Source organism: Allobrachymonas wangyanguii (genome assembly GCF_045055315.1).
GTDB lineage: Bacteria > Pseudomonadota > Gammaproteobacteria > Burkholderiales > Burkholderiaceae_C > Brachymonas > Brachymonas wangyanguii.
This window is the reverse complement of record NZ_CP173677.1, coordinates 2,343,970-2,359,652: the sequence shown is the minus strand read 5'-3', so window position 1 is coordinate 2,359,652 and position 15,683 is coordinate 2,343,970. Positions and strand designations below refer to the sequence as shown.

The following is a 15,683-nucleotide window of genomic DNA, read 5'->3' as shown; positions in this document are numbered from 1 at the left end:
GGGCCGAATCAAGGGCAGAACGGGCTCCATCCCGCAGTCCGTCCGTCAACTACCGCACGCCCATCGGCATCAGAGATTCGGCAGTGCCTTGAGTGTCTGCTCGGCGTAATCGTTCGGGCCTTCGGAGATGCGCAGGCGCACCGGCAGGTGGTAGGTAGTGCCATCGGCAGCCTTCCACGGACTCAGCCAGATTTCGACCAGCTTGTCCTCGCCATCTTCCAGGATGCGGCGCACGCGCCAGGCCTCAAACGACTGGCCGGCGGCCTGGATGGTTTCCTTGCCCTGCACGCGGAAGCGCCAGACCGGCGCGCGGCGGTGGTCCGAGGCCTGGAAGGCGAAGATCTGGCCGGTGCCGTACTTGCCCGGGTTGGCATCCATCAGCGCCATCAGCTGGATGAACACACTGATCTGGTCCTGTGCGCCAGGCAGCAGGGCAGCCGCGGTGTTGCCATTGGTGTAGCTGATGTTGCCCTGATTGCCATTGCGCTGGAAGCTGGCGCTATTCGTCTTGCCGCGCCACTTGTCGGTAAAGCGGGACGGGCGCAGGCCGTTGGCACCGACCGTGCCGCTGCTCGATTGGGTGCGGCTGACCAGCGGTGCGCGCGCGGTGAAATCGAGCTGGTAGGCATTGCCTGTGCGGCGCCAGTCCAGCGTGGCGTTGGCGCTGTAGCCGATGCGCGATACCCGGCCCTTGAGCGCGTAGTCCAGCTTCATGCTCGGAGGCGCCTTGCCGGCCAAGCGTGAGGTCGGGCTGACTTGCGCCAGCTGGGCGCTGTTCACCGTCTGGGCAGATACCGACGGTGCGGTCAGCCAGGCGGCGCTGCCCAGCAGCAGGCTGCCCGCCAACAGGCGGGTCATGGCGTGACGGCGAGAGAACAGGGAATGCGTGGCAAGGCGGGTAGTGGTCATGGGCCTCCTCAGGCGATACGAAATAGCGGGCGCTCCGGCAGATGGCTGCGGGAGCAGGCCCTTGTATCTGATTGGACCTTGTGACCAGCCCTGAGTTCTGTAGCAAAAGCTTTCAGTGGTGAACTGTTTCAACAAGGTGCAGTATCAGGCTGCCGTCCAGTGAAAGTCAAAAGTCTCGTCGCGTGCCATGCGCTGTGCGTGCTCCGCCACCACCTGCTGCAGGCGCGGTAGCAGCGCGGGATCGGGGCAGTGCAGCCGAAAGGCGAGGCCGCCCGGCACCTGCTGCATGCTGCAGCTGCCATAGCCGGTCAGCGCGATCTCGCCACTCTGCTCGTCGTAGCGTACAGCAAACTTGTGGCCCCAGTGCTTGCACAGGCGCAGGATGATGCGGGCAGGCTCGATGGTGGCAATTTCTGCGGTGCTGCTGGCACCGCGGTCGGTCAGGCTCATGGGGGTCTCCGGGTACAAGGCCTTCAGCCGAAGCGGAAGGCGGAAATGGTGGTGGCCATGACCTCATCGCTGAAGTCACGCTGGCCAGCGTCATCGGCCGCAGCACCGGCGACGACCAGCAGGGGCAGCAGGTGCTCCTCGGCGCGTGGCGGGTGCGACAGGCGGCCGGCCGGGCCGCTGGCGCTGTCCCAGCGTGCCAGCCGCGCCGTGCGCTCGGGTTCCGGCAGCGCCACGGTCTCGGACAGCCAGGCATCGAACTGCTGCGACACCGGCGTGGCGCGCGGATCGCCATAGGCGCGCATATTGTGGAAGCTCATGCCGCTGCCGATGATCAGTACGCCTTCGTCGCGCAGCGGTGCCAGCGCGCGGCCCATGGCCAGATGCGCTTCTGGATCCAGATCCTGCAGCAGCGAGAGTTGCAGCACCGGGATATCGGCATCGGGAAAGGCCAGCAGCATCGGAATGAAGACGCCGTGGTCGTAGCCGCGTTCGCTGTCCTGGGCGGCTGGCAGGCCGGCCGCCTGGATCAGGCCGGTGACACGTTCGGCCAGCGCTGGTGCGCCCGGTGCCGGGTAGCGCAGCTGGTAGGTGTGCGGCGGAAAGCCGTAGTAATCGAACAGCATGCCGGGCTGGGCGGCGCTGCCGGCGGTGAACTGCGGCGCCAGCCAGTGCGCCGTGACCAGCACGATGGCCTTGGGCCGTTGCGGCAGGCTGCCGGCGATGCTGCGCAGATAGGCCGCGGTGGCGTCCCAGGCGTCTGGCGGGTTCCAGTCCATGAAGAAGCAGGGGCCGGCGCCATGCGGGATGTACAGCGTGGGCATGCGGGGGGTGTGGGTGCTCATGTCAGTCAGGTGTTGAATCGAGGATGATTCTCATTATGGGGATGAGCCTGGTACTTGAGAAGAGACGATGTGGCAGGTACAGTTCCTACTATCAGTAGGAGATGAGCCATGGATAGAGTGGTAAGCATGCGTGTTTTTGCAAGAGCGGCCCAGGCCGGCAGCCTGTCGGCGGCGGCGCGGCATCTTGGCATGTCACCGGCCATGGCCACGCGCCATGTGGATGCGCTGGAAGCGCGGCTGGGCGTGCGCCTGTTTCATCGCAGCACGCGCCGGCTCACACTGACCGATGCCGGCGCCACTTACCTCGAGGCCTGCCAGCGCATCCTTGCCGATATCGACGAGGCCGAAGCCGAGGCGGCCTCGCAGCGCATCGATGCCAGCGGCGTGCTGCGCATGAACGTGCCGCTGTCCTTTGGCCTGCGCCGCATTGCCCCGCTGCTGCCGCTGTTCAGCCAGCGCTATCCGGCGGTGACGGTGGATCTGGGCCTGACCGATGTGCGCGTCGACCTGCTTGACGAGCGCTGGGATCTGGCGATCCGCATAGGTGACTTGCAGGACGCGCCGCTGCAGGCGCGCCGGCTGGGCCAGGTCCGGCTCTGCCTGTGTGCGTCCGCGGCCTATCTGGACCAGCATGGCGTGCCGCGCCAGGTGGCAGATCTGGCGCAGCACAACTGCCTGCGCTATGCGCTGTCGGTCAGCTCGGGCAGCGATGAATGGCGTTTTGGGATTGGCGGGCGGGTGCGCCAGAAGATCAGCGGCAATCTGCGCTGCAGCAACGGCGATGCGCTGCTGCTGGCGGCGGTGGGCGGCCAGGGCATCATCTACGAGCCGGATTTCATCGTGCAGGATGCGGTGCAGGACGGGCGACTGCAGTTGCTGGAACTGGAGCATCCGGGCATGGAGGTGGGCGGCATCCATGCGGTCTACCCGCCGCAACGGCGGCCGCCGGCCAAGGTGCGCGTGATGATCGATTTCCTGGCCGAACAGTGGGCACAGGATGTCGCACAATGACGGCCTGATCCGCCGTTATGCCCCCACATGAAACTTGCTACCTATTCCGACGGCTCGCGTGATGGCCAGCTGGTCGTGGTCTCGCGCGACCTGCGCCACGCGCACTATGCCACCCATGTCGCCGGCCGCCTGCAGCAGGTGCTGGATGACTGGAACTTCCTGTCGCCGCAGCTGCAGGACATCTACGACAGCCTGAACAGCGGTCGCGCGCCGCACGCCTTTGCCTTTGATCCGGCGCGCTGCATGGCACCGCTGCCGCGTGCCTACCAGTGCGTGCAGGCCGATCCCTGGCTGCCTGAGGCGCTGACGCCGCAGCTGGAGCAGGCCGTCAGCGATCCCTTGCATGCGGCACATGCCGGGCTGCTGCTGCCTTCGGAGCGTGCCCAGGGCGATCTGGCAGTGGGCCTGGCCGTCGTCACCGGTGATCTGCCGCAGGGCGCCAGCAGCGACCAGGCGCTGGCCGGCATCCGCCTGCTGATGCTGTGCAGCCAGTTGCGCTGGCAGGGCGTGGACGATGCCGCGCTGGCGCAGCCTTTCACCGCCTTCAGCCCGGTGGCACTGACGCCTGACGAACTCGGCGACAGCTGGCAGGACGGCCGGCTGCAGCTCACGCTGCAGTTCAGCGGCAATGGCCGCAAGCTTGGCATGTGCGATGCCGGCAGCGACATGGCGCAAGGCCTGCACGAACTGCTGGCGCGCTTGTGCACCACGCGTCCGCTGCGCGCCGGCAGCATCCTGTGTGCCGCTCCCGTGCGCAACCAGGACACGCGCAAGGGCCAATGCAGCCTGGCCGACCGCCGCGCACTCGAGCAGCAGCGCGATGGCCAGATCAGCACGCCCTGGCTGCAGCCGGGCGATGTCTGGCGTGCCGAAGCACGCAGCCGGCAGGGCTCGGTCCTGTTCGGTGCCCTGCAGCATGAGGTGGCATTCACTAAGGATATCGACTTGTCGTAACTGTCTGTTGCTCTCATAATCAGTTGCCATGAGGACTCCAGCCGACCACCAGCCATTCGAGCGCGTGCTGCGCGCTCCGGCGCTGCGGGCGCGTCGCTGGATCATCCTGGTCTGGTTGGCCCTGGTCGCCAGCTGGGTCAGCCCGCTGGTGCATGCCGAATCCATGCGGCTGGTCTGCTCCAGCGCGGGGCACATCCAGTGGATCGATGTCGACAGTGATGCCCTGTCAGTGGGCCTGCAGCACGGCAAGGAGTGTGCGTTGTGCCTGGCGCTCGAGGCTCCGCCGCCCGCCGCCACCTTTGGCCTGCCACCGCAGGTCGAGACAGCTGAAGCGGTTCCGGTCTGGCACCAGCCGACACTGCCCGTGGTGGCGGCTTCTCCGTTCAAGGCGCGCGCGCCGCCAGCCATCGGCTGAGCCGGTCGCCGGCAGGCGTGTGCCTGTCAGCCGGCGCGTGTTCGCCATGCAGCTGCCCGGCGCGCTGCTGGCACCTGCTGCAGTGTTGCTTTTCCCCCTTTTGGCCACTGCAGCGGGCTATACCCTGCCACTATCCATTGACGGAGCAAGACCATGTCCCCCATTCGTATCTCTTCCCTGCTGATCGCCCTGGCCGCTGCGGTCACGCCTTTTGCCAGCCAGGCCCAAACCACTCCGGCACGCGCTGCCGCCACCGCTGTCTCCGGGCACCAGCTGCAGGTGCATGATGCCTGGATCCGTGCCACGGTCACTGGCCAGCAGGCCACCGGTGCCTTCATGCAGTTGCAGCCGAGCCAGGCCATGACGCTGGTTGGTGCCCGTTCGCCGCTGACGCCGGTGGTCGAAGTGCACGAAATGGCCGTGATCGATGGCGTGATGAAGATGCGCCATCTCCCCGAGCTGCCCTTGCCGGCCGGCCAGGCCACCGCGCTCAAGCCGGGTGGCTACCACATCATGCTGATGGACCTGAAGGCCCCGGTGCAGGCTGGCAGCGTCATTCCGCTCACGCTGGAGCTGCGCGATGCCCAGGGCAAGGCCGTCGAGCGTACGCTGCAGGTCCCGGTGCACGCGCTGACACGTAGCGCCGGCCCGCAGCAGAAAATGCCGATGATGCACCACTGATGGCCTGAATCGGCGGCCTGGCAGCAGTGGCTGCCGGCCTGAGGGAATGCCTGCCTGTTCTGCAGCGGTGGCTTGCGGTATGCTTGTCCGATCCATGCCAACCAGACAGGGGACCCCGCCATGACCGTGAATGCCGCCGGCTTTGATTTCAGCAAGTTCGTACCCGGATTCGATTTCCTGCGCCAGATGACGCAGCCGCGCGGCCTGTCGCCCACGGCCGCGCAGTGGGTCGCGCCCACGGTTGACCCGGAAGAGGTCGATCGCCGCATCCAGGAGCTGCGCACCGTGCAGTTCTGGCTGGAACAGAACACCACTGCGCTCAAGGCCACGATCCAGGCGCTGGAAGTGCAGAAAATGACGCTGAGCACGCTGCAGGACATGAATGTCAGCATGAACGACATGGCGCAGGTGTTCCAGCAGGCTGCGGCCGATACTGTTTCCAGCGTCACGCAGGCAGTCAAGGCGGTCGCGCCCGACAGCAGCGAAGCCGCGCCCGCAGCCGAAGAGGCGCCGGTGTCGCCGTTTGCCGCCTTCTGGCAACCGTTCACCGGCAGCGCCAATGCTGAGCCAGCCAGCCAGTCGGCCTCGCCGACTGCAGCGGCGGCTCCGCAAGCCGCTGCCGCCGAGCCGCCCGCCACGGAAGCCACCCCGGAAATCCCCTTCAACGAAGCCTGGGCTCAGGCGGGCCAGTGGTGGGGCAGCATGATGAACACCTTCCAGAGCATCGCCCAGCAGGCGCAGGAAGATGTGCTCAAGCAGCAGGCCGACTTCATGAAGGCGCAGGAAGAGGCTGCTGCCCGCATGCAGGCCGAAGCCGATGCGCGTGCCGAGAAGGAGGCCGCTGCGGCCAAGGAAGCGGCGGCAAAGGCTGCTGCCCCGGTGGCCAAGCCGGCTGCCGCCGCCAGCAAGCCTGCGGCCAGCACGCGCAAGCCGGCAACGCCGCGTACCGCTGCCGCCAAGCCGGCTGCCAGCAAGACGAGCAGTGCTGCGGCCAGCAAGCCCGCTGCCAAACCCGCCGCCAGTCGCAGCAAGCCCGCCACGGCAGCCAAGCCGGCCGCTGCCAGCAAGCCGGCCAGCAGCCGCACACGCAAGCCCGGCGCTGCCTGATGCAGCAGGCCAGCGGCGGCGTTACGGCTGCCGCATCAGCGGGGTAGTACCTCAGCAGTCGACCGGCGCACCATCCACAAAGGTGCGCAGTTCGCCGCTGGCAAACGCGGTCCACTGCTCATTGGTGGTCAGCGGCAGCGTGGCAATCACGGCGACCCGGTCCTGCGGCGTGGTGACATCGGAAAAATCGATGCTCACATCCTCATCGCTGAGCTGTGCCGTGGTGAACGGCGCCTGGCGCACGATGTAGTGCAGGTTGGTGCTGGCATGCGCCCACAAGGCAGCGCCATTGGAGAGCAGCATGTTGAAGGTGCCGTGACTGGCCAGTTGCGGCATCAGTTCGCGCAGGGTGCGCGTCAGCTCCTCCACGCTGGGCATGGCGGCATGCGACTTGGCCACTTCCTGCATGATCCAGCAAAAGGCACGCTCGCTGTCGGTATCGCCTACCGGCTGGAACTGGCGGTGCAGGTGCGGATGAAAATCTTCCAGATTGCCGTTGTGGGCGAATACCCAGTAGCGTCCCCACAGCTCACGCACGAACGGATGGCAGTTTTCCAGCGAAATCACGCCTTGCGTCGCCTTGCGGATATGCGCGATCACGTTGCGGCTCTTGATCGGGTAGCTGCGGATCAGCTGGGCAATCGCCGAGCTGCTGGCTGCCTCGTGGTCCACGAACAGGCGCACGCCCTTGTCCGGCGCGTCCGGCGGCGCATCATGGCGACCCTCGAAAAAGGCGATGCCCCAGCCGTCGCTGTGGTGGTCGGTGACGCCGGCGCGCTGCGAGAAGCCGCTGAAGCTGAAAGTGATGTCGGTCGGGGTGTTGCAGTTCATCCCCAGCAACTGGCACATGGGCGGAATCTCCTGGATCAGGGGGTGGCGTCAACAGCAGCCTGGTGCAGCGCCTGCAGGCAGGCCGGGCAATAGCAGCGGTCGCCGATCGGGGCGCCGTCGCGGATCGCCGGCAGCACTGGCTGGTTCAGGCACCAGCAGCTGCCCGCTGGCTGGCCGGCGGCTGCGGCACACTGGTTGGACTGGCCGCAACGCGGACAGATCAGGGCCGGATCGGCCGATGCGGGAGAGGGGGAGCTGGTCATGCGCCTATTTTGTCCCAAGAGCAGGCTGCTGGCGAATTTCCTGCTGCTGCGTCATGGCGGTATTGACAGACTCTGGTAAGGTTACGGGATGAATGCCCTGCAGCTGTTTTTGCCCTGTGCGGCCGGTGTCGAGGACTATCTCGCCGCCGAGGCCCGCACCATCACCGGACTGGGCGACGCCCAGGTGCGTCCCCTGCGTGCTGGCGTGCTGGTGGACGGCAGCTGGCGCGATGCCATGCTGCTCAACCTGCACAGCCGGTTGGCGCAGCGCGTGCTGGTCCAGCTGTCGCGCACGCCCTATGCCAATGAATCCGATCTTTACCAGGCCGCTTTCGAGACCGCCTGGGAAAGCTGGTTCACGCCGCGCCACACCTTCCGCATTGACATCACGGCACAGCGCAGCCCGCTGCGCAGCCTGAACTTTGCCGCCTTGCGCATCAAGGATGCGGTCGCCGACCGTTTCCGTGACCGCGCCGGCAGCCGCCCGAGCGTGGATACCCACTGGCCCGATGTGCGCATCTATGCGCACCTGACCAATGACCGCATGGCGCTGTATATCGATACCTCGGGCGAGCCGCTGTTCAAGCGTGGCTGGCGCGAGGACAAGGGCGACGCGCCGCTCAAGGAAACCCTGGCCGCGGCCATGATTGCCGCCAGCGGCTGGCAGCCCGATCAGGGCGTGCCGCTGTACGACCCCTGCTGCGGCAGCGGCACGATTGCCGTCGAGGCGGCGCAGATGGCCTGTCGCATGGCGCCGGGCAGCCAGCGCCGCTTTGGTTTCGAGCGCCTGCTGCCGTTCCAGCCGCATGTCTGGCAGCAGTTGCGTGAACAGGCGCGCAGCGCCGAAATCCGCCCGTCCGAGATGCTGGTGTTTGGCAGTGACGTGGCGCACCGCATGGTGGACTTTGCCCAGCGCAACGCCCAGCGTGCCGGCGTGGCGCATGCGCTGGAGCTGCGCGGCGGTGATGCGCTGCAGCGCATGCCGCCCGGCCAGACGCCTGGCGTGCTGCTGATCAACCCGCCGTATGGCGAGCGCATTGCCGCAGCCGGCGTTGCTGGCGAGCGAGCGCAAGAACGCGCCCAGCGCGTGCACACCGCGGGCCCGCGTATCGAGGGCCGGCTCGGCCTGAACCGTGCACCAGCAGCTACCCGTGGTGGTCGCGAACATGCCCTGATGGCCGAGGACAACGACGACTTCTTCCAGCGCCTGTCCAGCCACTGGAAACGCAACTACCCCGGCTGGACTGCCTGGCTGCTTACGCCCGATCGCGAGCTGCCGCGCCGCATGCGCCTGCGTGAATCGCGCAAGATCCCGATGTGGAACGGCCCGATCGAGTGCCGCCTGTTCCGTTTTGACCTGGTGGCCGGTGCCATGCAGCCGCGCAGCGGTCCGCCGGCGGAGCCGGGCGCATGAGCCTGGGGCGTGTCGGGCGATGGCTGGGTCTGGCCTTGCTGCTGGCCCTGGCCGGCTGCGAGCGCCCGGCCAATGATGCCAGTGCGGTGCAGCACCTGGGCATCGCCAACAGCCTGCATCCGAGCGCCCTGATGGATGCCGCCTTCGGCAACGACCAGCAGCTGGTCGAGAAGGAGCAGGTGCGCTGGCGCACCACCATGACACTGCCCGAACTGCCGCCAGCACGCCTGCCGGCGGCCATGCTGCCGTCCAGCGCGCCCCGCGAGCTGCCGGCGCCGGGCGCCGTGCCGGTGGCACAGCTGCAGCAGCGCGTGCGCGTGGCGGTGCTGCCGCGTGAAGTGATCCGCTTTGGCCAGCAACATGCCACGCTGGTGATCGAATCGGTGCCGCTGGAGAACGAGCAGCGCACGCTGCAGACGCCGACCACGCGCGCCTATGTCGGCGCCATCCATTTCAGCCTGTTGCATGAGGCGGGCACTGCCGGCCGTGCATCGGACGGCGAGCGCTGGCGCATCACGCGCTGGCAGCCGGTGGTGGATGCGATCGGCCATGACGGAACTGCGGGTGAGAGCCAGATCTACAAGCTGGGCCTGAATGACTACCTGCTGACCTTCCAGCCCGCGGCCTGCTGGCAGGGCGTGTGTGGCCAGTGGCTGCATGGCTATACGCTGCGGTCCCAAGGCATGCAGCCCAGCCTGCGTGAGCGGCTGGCCGCCAGCAACCAGGCCTATGCCGATTGCGCGCTGCAGCTCGGCCTGTCGCGGCAGGAGCGCAACAGTGCCTTCCAGGGGCAGGGCGCTGCAGGCGAGCGGCAGTCGGCACAGGACTGCTTTGATGTGCAGGGCGAGGTGCACCCGATCTCGCGCGAGGGCCTGGCGGCCGATGTCAGCATCCGCTACCGTGGGCGTCTCTGGCAGCCGAAAACCGGCCGCCAGGAGGTGCAGCAGTCCCAGCTCTATCGCTACCAGGACGGCCGTTTCGAGCTGATCGAGGGTGGCCCGAGTCCGGTGCCGGAGTTCTGATGACGCTGCCGCAAGACACGTCCACCCGCGTGGTGGTGATCGATACCAATATCGTGCTCGACTTGCTGCTGTTTGCCGAGCCGGCGGTGGAACCGCTGCGTCAGGCCCTGCAACAGCAACGGCTGCGCTGGCTGGCGATTCCGCGCATGCGCAACGAGCTGGAGCGGGTGCTGCAGTACCCGCAGATTGCCCCGCGCATGGCGTTTTATGGCCACAGCACGGAACAGCTGCTGCAGCGCATGGATGCGGTGGTGCAGTATGTGGAGCCGGCCGGGCCGGCGGGCGTCAGCTGTAAGGATACGGACGACCAGTGCTTTGTCGATCTGGCCGCCGCGCACCAGGCGATCCTGCTGAGCAAGGATGCCCAGGTGCTCAAGCTGCGCAAGCGGCTGGCGAAGCAGCAGGTGCTGGTGGCACGGCTGCTGCCCGACAGCTGGGAGCCAGTGCCTGCCCTGTGAGGGACAGGCGGCCGCTCAGGGCTGCTGCGTCGGGATGTGCTGGCGCAGTTCGATCTGGCGGTTGTGCTCGTCCACGAACACCAGCTGCGGCTTGTGGCTGTCCAGCTCGCTCGCGTCCAGGCCGACGAAGGCGGCAATGATCACCAGGTCGCCGGTGCTGGCGCGGCGTGCGGCCGAGCCGTTGATGGAGATGATGCCGCTGCCGCGTGCCGCCTTGATGGCGTAGGTGCTGAAACGTTCGCCGTTGTTGATGTTCCAGATCGCGATTTGCTCGAACTCACGGATGCCGGAGGCGTCCAGCAGGTCCTCGTCGATGGCACAGGAACCTTCGTAATGCAGTTCGCAGTGGGTGACGGTGGCGCGGTGGATCTTGCCGCTGAGCAGGGTGTGTTGGGGCATTGCTTGATGTCCTCGTGGATGGGAAAGAATCGGCATTCTAGGGGTTGTACGGATACCGTGCAGCACTTGGATGGGTTTTATGTCGCCAAGTTCACATTGCCACGACAGTTTTCCTGGGCCATAATCGCGCCCGAAGCCTGCCAGGCCGCCGCTGGTGCAAGCGTGGAAACACCGCACTGGAGGAACGTCCGGACTGCACAGGACAGCGCAGGAGGTAACACCTCTCCACCGAAAGCCGCAAGGACCAAGGTGAGGATCAGAGCAACAGAGACGAGCCGGTTCAGTCCGGGTGAAACGGGCAATCTCTGCGCGCAGCAATACCAAGTAGGCCAGCGTTGATGTGGTTCCGCAGAGCTGGCGGGTAGGTAGCACCGAGCCGGTGGGGTGACCCCCGGCCCAGATGAATGGCGGTCACGCGACGGGCAACCGTCGCGCACAGAATCCGGCGTATCGGCAGGCTTCCCTTTTTTCCTTTGCCGGGCTCAGTTTTCCGGGCTCAGATCTGACCCAGTTCGCGCAGGTGCTGCACGTGCGCCAGCAGCGAACGGCGCGCCAGCGGCCACAGGGCTTCCGGCGTGTCCTGGTAGGCCAGCGGCACCCAGTCTTCCGGCTGGCCATCGGGCAGCGCCTGTACCGCGGCCAGTACCTTGGCTTCGCGGATCAGGCGGTGCGCATGCAGGCGGCGGATCGCGCCGGCGGCATCTTCCATCACATGGCCGTGCGCCGGCAGGATGTATTGCACGTCCTGGCCCGTGCACAGCTGTTCCAGCCGTTCCAGCGAGGCCAGGTAATCGCCCATATGGCCATCCGGCGGATCGACGATGGTGGTGTTGCCGTTCAGGATATGGTCGCCGCTGAACAGCAGGCCATCTTCCAGCAGTGCCAGGCAGACATGGTTGGCGGTATGGCCAGGCGTGTGCAGCGCCAGCAGCGTGTGCGTGCTGCCATCCGCCTCCTGCAGCACCAGCTGCTGGCCATCGGCCAGTGCCACGTCCGGCGAAAGATGGCTGTCGGCACGCGCATCGGGGCCGTGCGGCAGGCCGTAGAGCTGCGGGCGCGGATGGCCGCTACGCTCCACCAGTTCCTGCAGCAGCGGTACGCCTGGGCTGTGGTCGGGGTGCGAGTGGGTGCAGACGATGTGGCGGATATCGCCGCCGCAGGCATCGTGCAGGCGCTGCACGTGATCGGGCAGTGCCGGGCCCGGATCGATCACGATATAGCCGCTGCCTGCCGTGCCGACGATATAGCTGTTGGTGCCGGGGCCGGTCATGCGGCCGCTGTTGTTGGCGGTCAGACGCTGCACGTTGCGCAGCAGTGGCACCGGGCGCTCGTGCTGCCAGTCCAGCGGGTGTACCGGCTGGCCGTGCGGCGTCACCAGGCCGATCTCGCCAAAGGCGAGTTCGTCGTTGACGATGCGTGCCTCCTCGCCATTCAGCTGTGCGCCGCGCGGCATGTAGTGCCAGCGCGGCTGGTGCGGCGTGCAGGCGTCCAGCAGCTCCTGCACGTTGGCAAAGTGCGCAATGCGCTGCAGCGTGCCGTGCGTCGGGAACATGATGGCGAATTCATTGCGTTCGTGGCGCTCCAGCGCGTCGGACGGACGCACCCAGCAGGCTTCGAACTGCTCGTGGTCGTCGGTCAGCGCCTGCTGGCCTTCGGGCATGCGCGCCACCAGGAACGGGGTATCGAAGCGCTTGGGAATGTCCAGCGGGCCGGTCCAGCGTGCCAGCAGGTAGACCTGATCCACGCGCAGGCACAGGCCAGCGTCACGGCAGGCATCGTAAAAGGCCGGGGCCGTGTTGCGGCGGCCGATGGCGGCATCGAGCGCATCGACATCCTGCTGCGTGGCCGGGCTGCCATCGGCACGCGTGGCCAGCAGCACGCCAACCTCCTCGAAACTTTCGCGCAGTGCGGCCAGCGCCCAGGTCAGCGGCTCGCCTTCCTGCAGCGGCTGGTGGCAGAACAGCTGCGGCTGCTGCTGGATCGCCAGGTCGGCGGCATCGACGGCGCCGCCGGGAAACACGTACAGGTCGGCGGCAAAACTGGCCTTGGACGAGCGCTTGGTCATCAGCACTTCCCAGCCGTCGGGGGCATCGCGTACCAGCAGCACGGTGGCGGCCTGGCGCAGGGGGGCAGGGGTCAGTTCGGGGTGGAGCAGTTGGCTGGCGCGTGGCATGGAGCAGATCAGAAATCGGATTGACGTGAGCGTCAACTATGCCACAAGCCCTGCGCGGGCGGATTGCTGCAAACCCTGTCACCTTGGTCGATAATGCCGGCATGAAGATCCGCTTTACCAAGATGCAGGGTGCCGGCAACGATTTCATCGTGCTGGACGAGATGCGCGGCAGTCTCGGGCTGAACCGCACGCATTACCGCTTTCTGGCCGACCGGCGCTACGGCATCGGGGCGGACCAGATCCTGAGCGTGCGCCCGGCAACGCGGCTCGATACCGACTTTGCCTACGTGATCCACAACGCGGATGGCGGTGAAGTCGAGCATTGCGGCAACGGCGCGCGCTGCTTCGTGCGCTACGTGCTGGAGCAGGGTCTGACCGACAAGGACACGATTGCGGTCGAGGTCAAGCGCGGCACCATCGTGCTGCAGGCGCGTGCGGATGGACTGGTCACGGTAGACATGGGCATTCCCGCCTTCGATAGCGCGGTGCTGCCCTTCGAGCCGCAGGGCGTGGCGCAGCGCCAGGCGCAGCAGGCCACGCTGTGGCAGCTGGACCTGTCGGCGGCTGGCCTGGAGCCGGTCGAGGCGGTGCTGCTGTCCATGGGCAATCCGCATGCGGTGCTGCTGGTGCCTGATACGCGTGAGGCCCAGGTCGAGGCCATTGGCCGTGCGGTGCAGGCGCTGCCGGCGTTCCCTGCCAGCGTCAATGTCGGCTTCCTGCAGGTGCTGGGGCGTGACCATGCGCGCCTGCGCGTCTATGAGCGCGGTGTGGGTGAAACCCTGGCCTGTGGCAGCGGTGCCTGCGCCGCGGTGGTGGCCGGTCGTCAGCTCGGCCTGCTGGGCAGCCGCGTGCAGGTCGATGCCCGCGGCGGCAGCCTGCATATCGAGTGGGACGGTGCCGGCAGCCGCGTCATGATGACCGGCCCGGCCACCACCGTCTACCATGGCGAGATCGACTTGCCCGAATTCCCGGTCCTGCCGACCGACCAGAACGAACAATTTCTCGCATGAATCCGAACGAATTTGCCCCCATCACCGAGCGCGACATCGCCGAATACCTGATCCAGAATCCCGGCTTTTTCGAGCGCAATGCCGAACTGCTGACAGCGGTGCAACTGGGCAGCGCCCACGGCCAGCGCGTCGTCAACCTGCACGAGCGCCAGGCCGAGATGCTGCGCGACAAGATCAAGGTGCTGGAGCACCGCCTGGTCGACATGATCCGCCACGGCAGCAGCAACAGTCTGACCACCAACCGCCTGCTCAAGTGGGCCACCGGGCTGTATCTGCAGCACGATCCACTGGCGCTGCCGGCCACGCTGTGCCGCAATCTGCAGGAGCAGTTCCAGGTGCCGCAGGTGGCGCTGCGCATCTGGGGTGTCACGCCCGAATACGCCAGCCAGGGTTTTGCCTGTGGCGTCAGCGAAGAAGGCCAGGCCTTCGCCAGCTCGCTGCAATCGCCATATTGCGGCATGCATGTGGGCGTGGAGGCGGTGAAATGGCTGGATGAGCCGACCCAGGCGGCGTCACTGGCACTGCTGCCCTTGCGCACGCCGGGTAGCGCTGTCACGTCGGCCGCCTTTGGCCTGCTGGTGCTGGCATCGCCCGACAGCCAGCGCTTTACCGATGACATGGCGACCGATTTCCTGCAGCGCATTGCCGATATCGCCAGCGCGGCGCTGTCGCCGCTGGTGCTGCCGCGTGCGGTGGCGGCTACTGCTGCACCTGTGGCCGAAGTGCCTGCAGAGGCAGCTCCCGACAGCGCTGCGCCGTCCAGCGACACCCCGGCCGACGCCTGATGCAGCCGACTGGCGCCATCGCTCCGGATCCGCTGCTGCAGCGCTATCTGGACTTTGTGCGCCATGAAAAGCGGCTGGCGGCGCGCAGCGTCACGCTGTACCGCGAGAACCTGACGCTGCTGCAGGCGCTGGCCAGCGAGTCTGGCGTGCCGCTGCTGCAGGTACAGACAGCACATGTGCGCCGCTGGGTCGCCACCCTGCATGCGCGTGGCCGCAGTGCACGCGGGCTGGCGCTGGTGCTGTCGTCCTGGCGTGGTTTCTACCGCTGGCTGGTGAACAGCCGGCAGATCGCCCACAACCCGGTGCAGGACGTACATGCGCCCAAGGCCGGCCGGCCGCTGCCCAAGGCCTTGCCGGTCGATGCCGCGATGCAGCTGGCCGATTACCAGCCGCCCGAATCCGGCACTGCGCCGCCAGACTGGCAACAGCTGCGCGATGCCCTGATCGTCGAATTGCTCTATGGCTGTGGCCTGCGTGTGGCCGAACTGGTGGGGCTGGATGTGGCAGCCGGACCGGATGCGCGCGGCTGGCTGGATCTGCAGGAAGGCCAGGCGCATGTGCTGGGCAAGGGCAGCAAGCGGCGCAGCGTACCGCTCGGGCGACAGGCGCAGCTGGCGGCGCAGGCCTGGCTGCAGCAGCGTGCGCAACTGCCGGCAGCGCAACAGGAACCGGCCCTGCTGATCGGCCGCGGCGGCAAGCGCCTGTCAGCGGCTTCGGTCTGGCAGCGGCTGCGCAAGCGCGCACAGCAGGCCGGGCTGGATACGCCGGTGCATCCGCACATGCTGCGCCATTCCTATGCCAGTCATCTGCTGCAGTCGAGCGGGGATTTGCGTGCCGTGCAGGAACTGCTGGGACATGCCAACATCAGCACCACGCAGGTCTATACGCGGCTGGATTTTCAGCACCTGGCGCGTATCTACGATGCCGCGCATCCGCGCGCGCACAAGAAACAGGATTGA

18 protein-coding genes and 1 other RNA gene are annotated in these 15,683 nt (G+C 67.0%); 12 read left to right on the top strand and 7 right to left on the bottom strand.

Translation table 11 applies throughout. The annotated features are described in order from the left end of the window. Positions 1–69: 69 nt before the first annotated feature. The 3 genes from ACI3EV_RS11355 to ACI3EV_RS11345 form a co-directional block, all read right to left on the bottom strand. Positions 70–909, bottom strand: a complete 840-nt coding sequence (locus ACI3EV_RS11355; protein ID WP_337691813.1) for a DUF3108 domain-containing protein — start codon at positions 907–909, stop codon at positions 70–72. A gap of 144 nt (positions 910–1,053) precedes the next feature. Continuing rightward, on the bottom strand, positions 1,054–1,359 hold the full coding sequence (locus ACI3EV_RS11350) for a DUF2218 domain-containing protein (RefSeq protein WP_337691814.1): 306 nt from the start codon (positions 1,357–1,359) through the stop codon (positions 1,054–1,056). 23 nt (positions 1,360–1,382) lie between these two features. After that, complete coding sequence (locus tag ACI3EV_RS11345) at positions 1,383–2,201, bottom strand: class III extradiol ring-cleavage dioxygenase (RefSeq protein ID WP_337691815.1); 819 nt, start codon at positions 2,199–2,201, stop codon at positions 1,383–1,385. 126 nt (positions 2,202–2,327) lie between these two features. Here ACI3EV_RS11345 and ACI3EV_RS11340 point away from each other — a divergent pair, with 126 nt between their 5' ends. The 5 genes from ACI3EV_RS11340 to ACI3EV_RS11320 all read left to right on the top strand — a co-directional run bounded on the left by ACI3EV_RS11340 (position 2,328) and on the right by ACI3EV_RS11320 (position 6,369). Continuing rightward, the gene (locus ACI3EV_RS11340) at positions 2,328–3,212 is read left to right on the top strand and encodes a LysR family transcriptional regulator (RefSeq protein ID WP_337691816.1); all 885 of its coding nucleotides are present in this window, start codon (positions 2,328–2,330) and stop codon (positions 3,210–3,212) included. Positions 3,213–3,239: 27 nt separating this feature from the next. Further along, entirely contained in the window at positions 3,240–4,166 is a 927-nt protein-coding gene (locus tag ACI3EV_RS11335) for a fumarylacetoacetate hydrolase family protein (protein ID WP_329769683.1), read from the top strand. Between the two features lie 28 nt (positions 4,167–4,194). Further along, positions 4,195–4,581 (top strand): DUF2946 family protein, encoded by a 387-nt coding sequence (locus ACI3EV_RS11330; RefSeq protein ID WP_329769682.1) that lies wholly within the window; start codon positions 4,195–4,197, stop codon positions 4,579–4,581. A gap of 153 nt (positions 4,582–4,734) precedes the next feature. Beyond that, positions 4,735–5,262: a copper chaperone PCu(A)C gene (locus ACI3EV_RS11325; protein WP_329769681.1), complete on the top strand. Its 528-nt coding sequence runs from the start codon at positions 4,735–4,737 to the stop codon at positions 5,260–5,262. A 120-nt stretch (positions 5,263–5,382) separates the two neighbouring features. Beyond that, complete coding sequence (locus ACI3EV_RS11320) at positions 5,383–6,369, top strand: PhaM family polyhydroxyalkanoate granule multifunctional regulatory protein (RefSeq protein WP_329769680.1); 987 nt, start codon at positions 5,383–5,385, stop codon at positions 6,367–6,369. Positions 6,370–6,420: 51 nt separating this feature from the next. Here the strand turns inward: ACI3EV_RS11320 and ACI3EV_RS11315 are convergent, their stop codons facing one another. Continuing rightward, positions 6,421–7,218: a class II glutamine amidotransferase gene (locus ACI3EV_RS11315; RefSeq protein ID WP_329769679.1), complete on the bottom strand. Its 798-nt coding sequence runs from the start codon at positions 7,216–7,218 to the stop codon at positions 6,421–6,423. 17 nt (positions 7,219–7,235) lie between these two features. After that, on the bottom strand, positions 7,236–7,463 hold the full coding sequence (locus ACI3EV_RS11310) for a cysteine-rich CWC family protein (RefSeq protein WP_329769678.1): 228 nt from the start codon (positions 7,461–7,463) through the stop codon (positions 7,236–7,238). Positions 7,464–7,551: 88 nt separating this feature from the next. On the opposite strand from ACI3EV_RS11310, the gene ACI3EV_RS11305 reads away from it, so the two are divergent. From ACI3EV_RS11305 to ACI3EV_RS11295, 3 genes are read left to right on the top strand one after another with little or no spacing between them, the layout of a single operon-like run. Continuing rightward, positions 7,552–8,877: a THUMP domain-containing protein gene (locus tag ACI3EV_RS11305; RefSeq protein WP_329769677.1), complete on the top strand. Its 1,326-nt coding sequence runs from the start codon at positions 7,552–7,554 to the stop codon at positions 8,875–8,877. Next, on the top strand, positions 8,874–9,899 hold the full coding sequence (locus tag ACI3EV_RS11300; protein WP_329769676.1) for a hypothetical protein: 1,026 nt from the start codon (positions 8,874–8,876) through the stop codon (positions 9,897–9,899). The genes ACI3EV_RS11305 and ACI3EV_RS11300 overlap by 4 nt, the downstream gene beginning before the upstream one ends. Then, positions 9,899–10,357 carry a putative toxin-antitoxin system toxin component, PIN family gene (locus ACI3EV_RS11295; protein ID WP_329769675.1) on the top strand — a complete coding sequence of 153 codons (459 nt, stop codon included), beginning with the start codon at positions 9,899–9,901 and terminating at the stop codon, positions 10,355–10,357. The genes ACI3EV_RS11300 and ACI3EV_RS11295 overlap by 1 nt, the downstream gene beginning before the upstream one ends. 15 nt (positions 10,358–10,372) lie before the next feature. Here ACI3EV_RS11295 and panD read toward each other — a convergent pair whose 3' ends face one another. Beyond that, complete coding sequence (panD, locus tag ACI3EV_RS11290; RefSeq protein WP_329769674.1) at positions 10,373–10,756, bottom strand: aspartate 1-decarboxylase; 384 nt, start codon at positions 10,754–10,756, stop codon at positions 10,373–10,375. A 132-nt stretch (positions 10,757–10,888) separates the two neighbouring features. Here panD and rnpB point away from each other — a divergent pair. Next, positions 10,889–11,222, top strand: an RNA gene (gene rnpB / locus ACI3EV_RS11285) — RNase P RNA component class A. A 30-nt stretch (positions 11,223–11,252) separates the two neighbouring features. On the opposite strand, the gene ACI3EV_RS11280 is transcribed toward rnpB, so the two are convergent. Then, the gene (locus tag ACI3EV_RS11280) at positions 11,253–12,929 is read right to left on the bottom strand and encodes an MBL fold metallo-hydrolase (protein WP_329769673.1); all 1,677 of its coding nucleotides are present in this window, start codon (positions 12,927–12,929) and stop codon (positions 11,253–11,255) included. A 101-nt stretch (positions 12,930–13,030) separates the two neighbouring features. Between ACI3EV_RS11280 and dapF the strand changes: the two genes are divergently transcribed. From dapF to ACI3EV_RS11265, 3 genes are read left to right on the top strand one after another with little or no spacing between them, the layout of a single operon-like run. Further along, on the top strand, positions 13,031–13,939 hold the full coding sequence (gene dapF / locus ACI3EV_RS11275; protein ID WP_329769672.1) for a diaminopimelate epimerase: 909 nt from the start codon (positions 13,031–13,033) through the stop codon (positions 13,937–13,939). Then, positions 13,936–14,724: a DUF484 family protein gene (locus ACI3EV_RS11270; protein WP_329769671.1), complete on the top strand. Its 789-nt coding sequence runs from the start codon at positions 13,936–13,938 to the stop codon at positions 14,722–14,724. The genes dapF and ACI3EV_RS11270 overlap by 4 nt, the downstream gene beginning before the upstream one ends. Next, complete coding sequence (locus tag ACI3EV_RS11265; RefSeq protein ID WP_329769670.1) at positions 14,724–15,683, top strand: tyrosine-type recombinase/integrase; 960 nt, start codon at positions 14,724–14,726, stop codon at positions 15,681–15,683. Before ACI3EV_RS11270 ends, ACI3EV_RS11265 begins: the two co-directional genes overlap by 1 nt.

Bases quoted from the DNA above. Each gene is read 5' to 3' on its own strand.
- ACI3EV_RS11355 (WP_337691813.1), bottom strand. From the start codon at position 909: ATGACCACTACCCGCCTTGCCACGCATTCCCTGTTCTCTCGCCGTCAC.
- ACI3EV_RS11350 (WP_337691814.1), bottom strand. From the start codon at position 1,359: ATGAGCCTGACCGACCGCGGTGCCAGCAGCACCGCAGAAATTGCCACC.
- ACI3EV_RS11345 (WP_337691815.1), bottom strand. From the start codon at position 2,201: ATGAGCACCCACACCCCCCGCATGCCCACGCTGTACATCCCGCATGGC.
- ACI3EV_RS11340 (WP_337691816.1), top strand. From the start codon at position 2,328: ATGCGTGTTTTTGCAAGAGCGGCCCAGGCCGGCAGCCTGTCGGCGGCG.
- ACI3EV_RS11335 (WP_329769683.1), top strand. From the start codon at position 3,240: ATGAAACTTGCTACCTATTCCGACGGCTCGCGTGATGGCCAGCTGGTC.
- ACI3EV_RS11330 (WP_329769682.1), top strand. From the start codon at position 4,195: ATGAGGACTCCAGCCGACCACCAGCCATTCGAGCGCGTGCTGCGCGCT.
- ACI3EV_RS11325 (WP_329769681.1), top strand. From the start codon at position 4,735: ATGTCCCCCATTCGTATCTCTTCCCTGCTGATCGCCCTGGCCGCTGCG.
- ACI3EV_RS11320 (WP_329769680.1), top strand. From the start codon at position 5,383: ATGACCGTGAATGCCGCCGGCTTTGATTTCAGCAAGTTCGTACCCGGA.
- ACI3EV_RS11315 (WP_329769679.1), bottom strand. From the start codon at position 7,218: ATGTGCCAGTTGCTGGGGATGAACTGCAACACCCCGACCGACATCACT.
- ACI3EV_RS11310 (WP_329769678.1), bottom strand. From the start codon at position 7,463: ATGACCAGCTCCCCCTCTCCCGCATCGGCCGATCCGGCCCTGATCTGT.
- ACI3EV_RS11305 (WP_329769677.1), top strand. From the start codon at position 7,552: ATGAATGCCCTGCAGCTGTTTTTGCCCTGTGCGGCCGGTGTCGAGGAC.
- ACI3EV_RS11300 (WP_329769676.1), top strand. From the start codon at position 8,874: ATGAGCCTGGGGCGTGTCGGGCGATGGCTGGGTCTGGCCTTGCTGCTG.
- ACI3EV_RS11295 (WP_329769675.1), top strand. From the start codon at position 9,899: ATGACGCTGCCGCAAGACACGTCCACCCGCGTGGTGGTGATCGATACC.
- panD (WP_329769674.1), bottom strand. From the start codon at position 10,756: ATGCCCCAACACACCCTGCTCAGCGGCAAGATCCACCGCGCCACCGTC.
- ACI3EV_RS11280 (WP_329769673.1), bottom strand. From the start codon at position 12,929: ATGCCACGCGCCAGCCAACTGCTCCACCCCGAACTGACCCCTGCCCCC.
- dapF (WP_329769672.1), top strand. From the start codon at position 13,031: ATGAAGATCCGCTTTACCAAGATGCAGGGTGCCGGCAACGATTTCATC.
- ACI3EV_RS11270 (WP_329769671.1), top strand. From the start codon at position 13,936: ATGAATCCGAACGAATTTGCCCCCATCACCGAGCGCGACATCGCCGAA.
- ACI3EV_RS11265 (WP_329769670.1), top strand. From the start codon at position 14,724: ATGCAGCCGACTGGCGCCATCGCTCCGGATCCGCTGCTGCAGCGCTAT.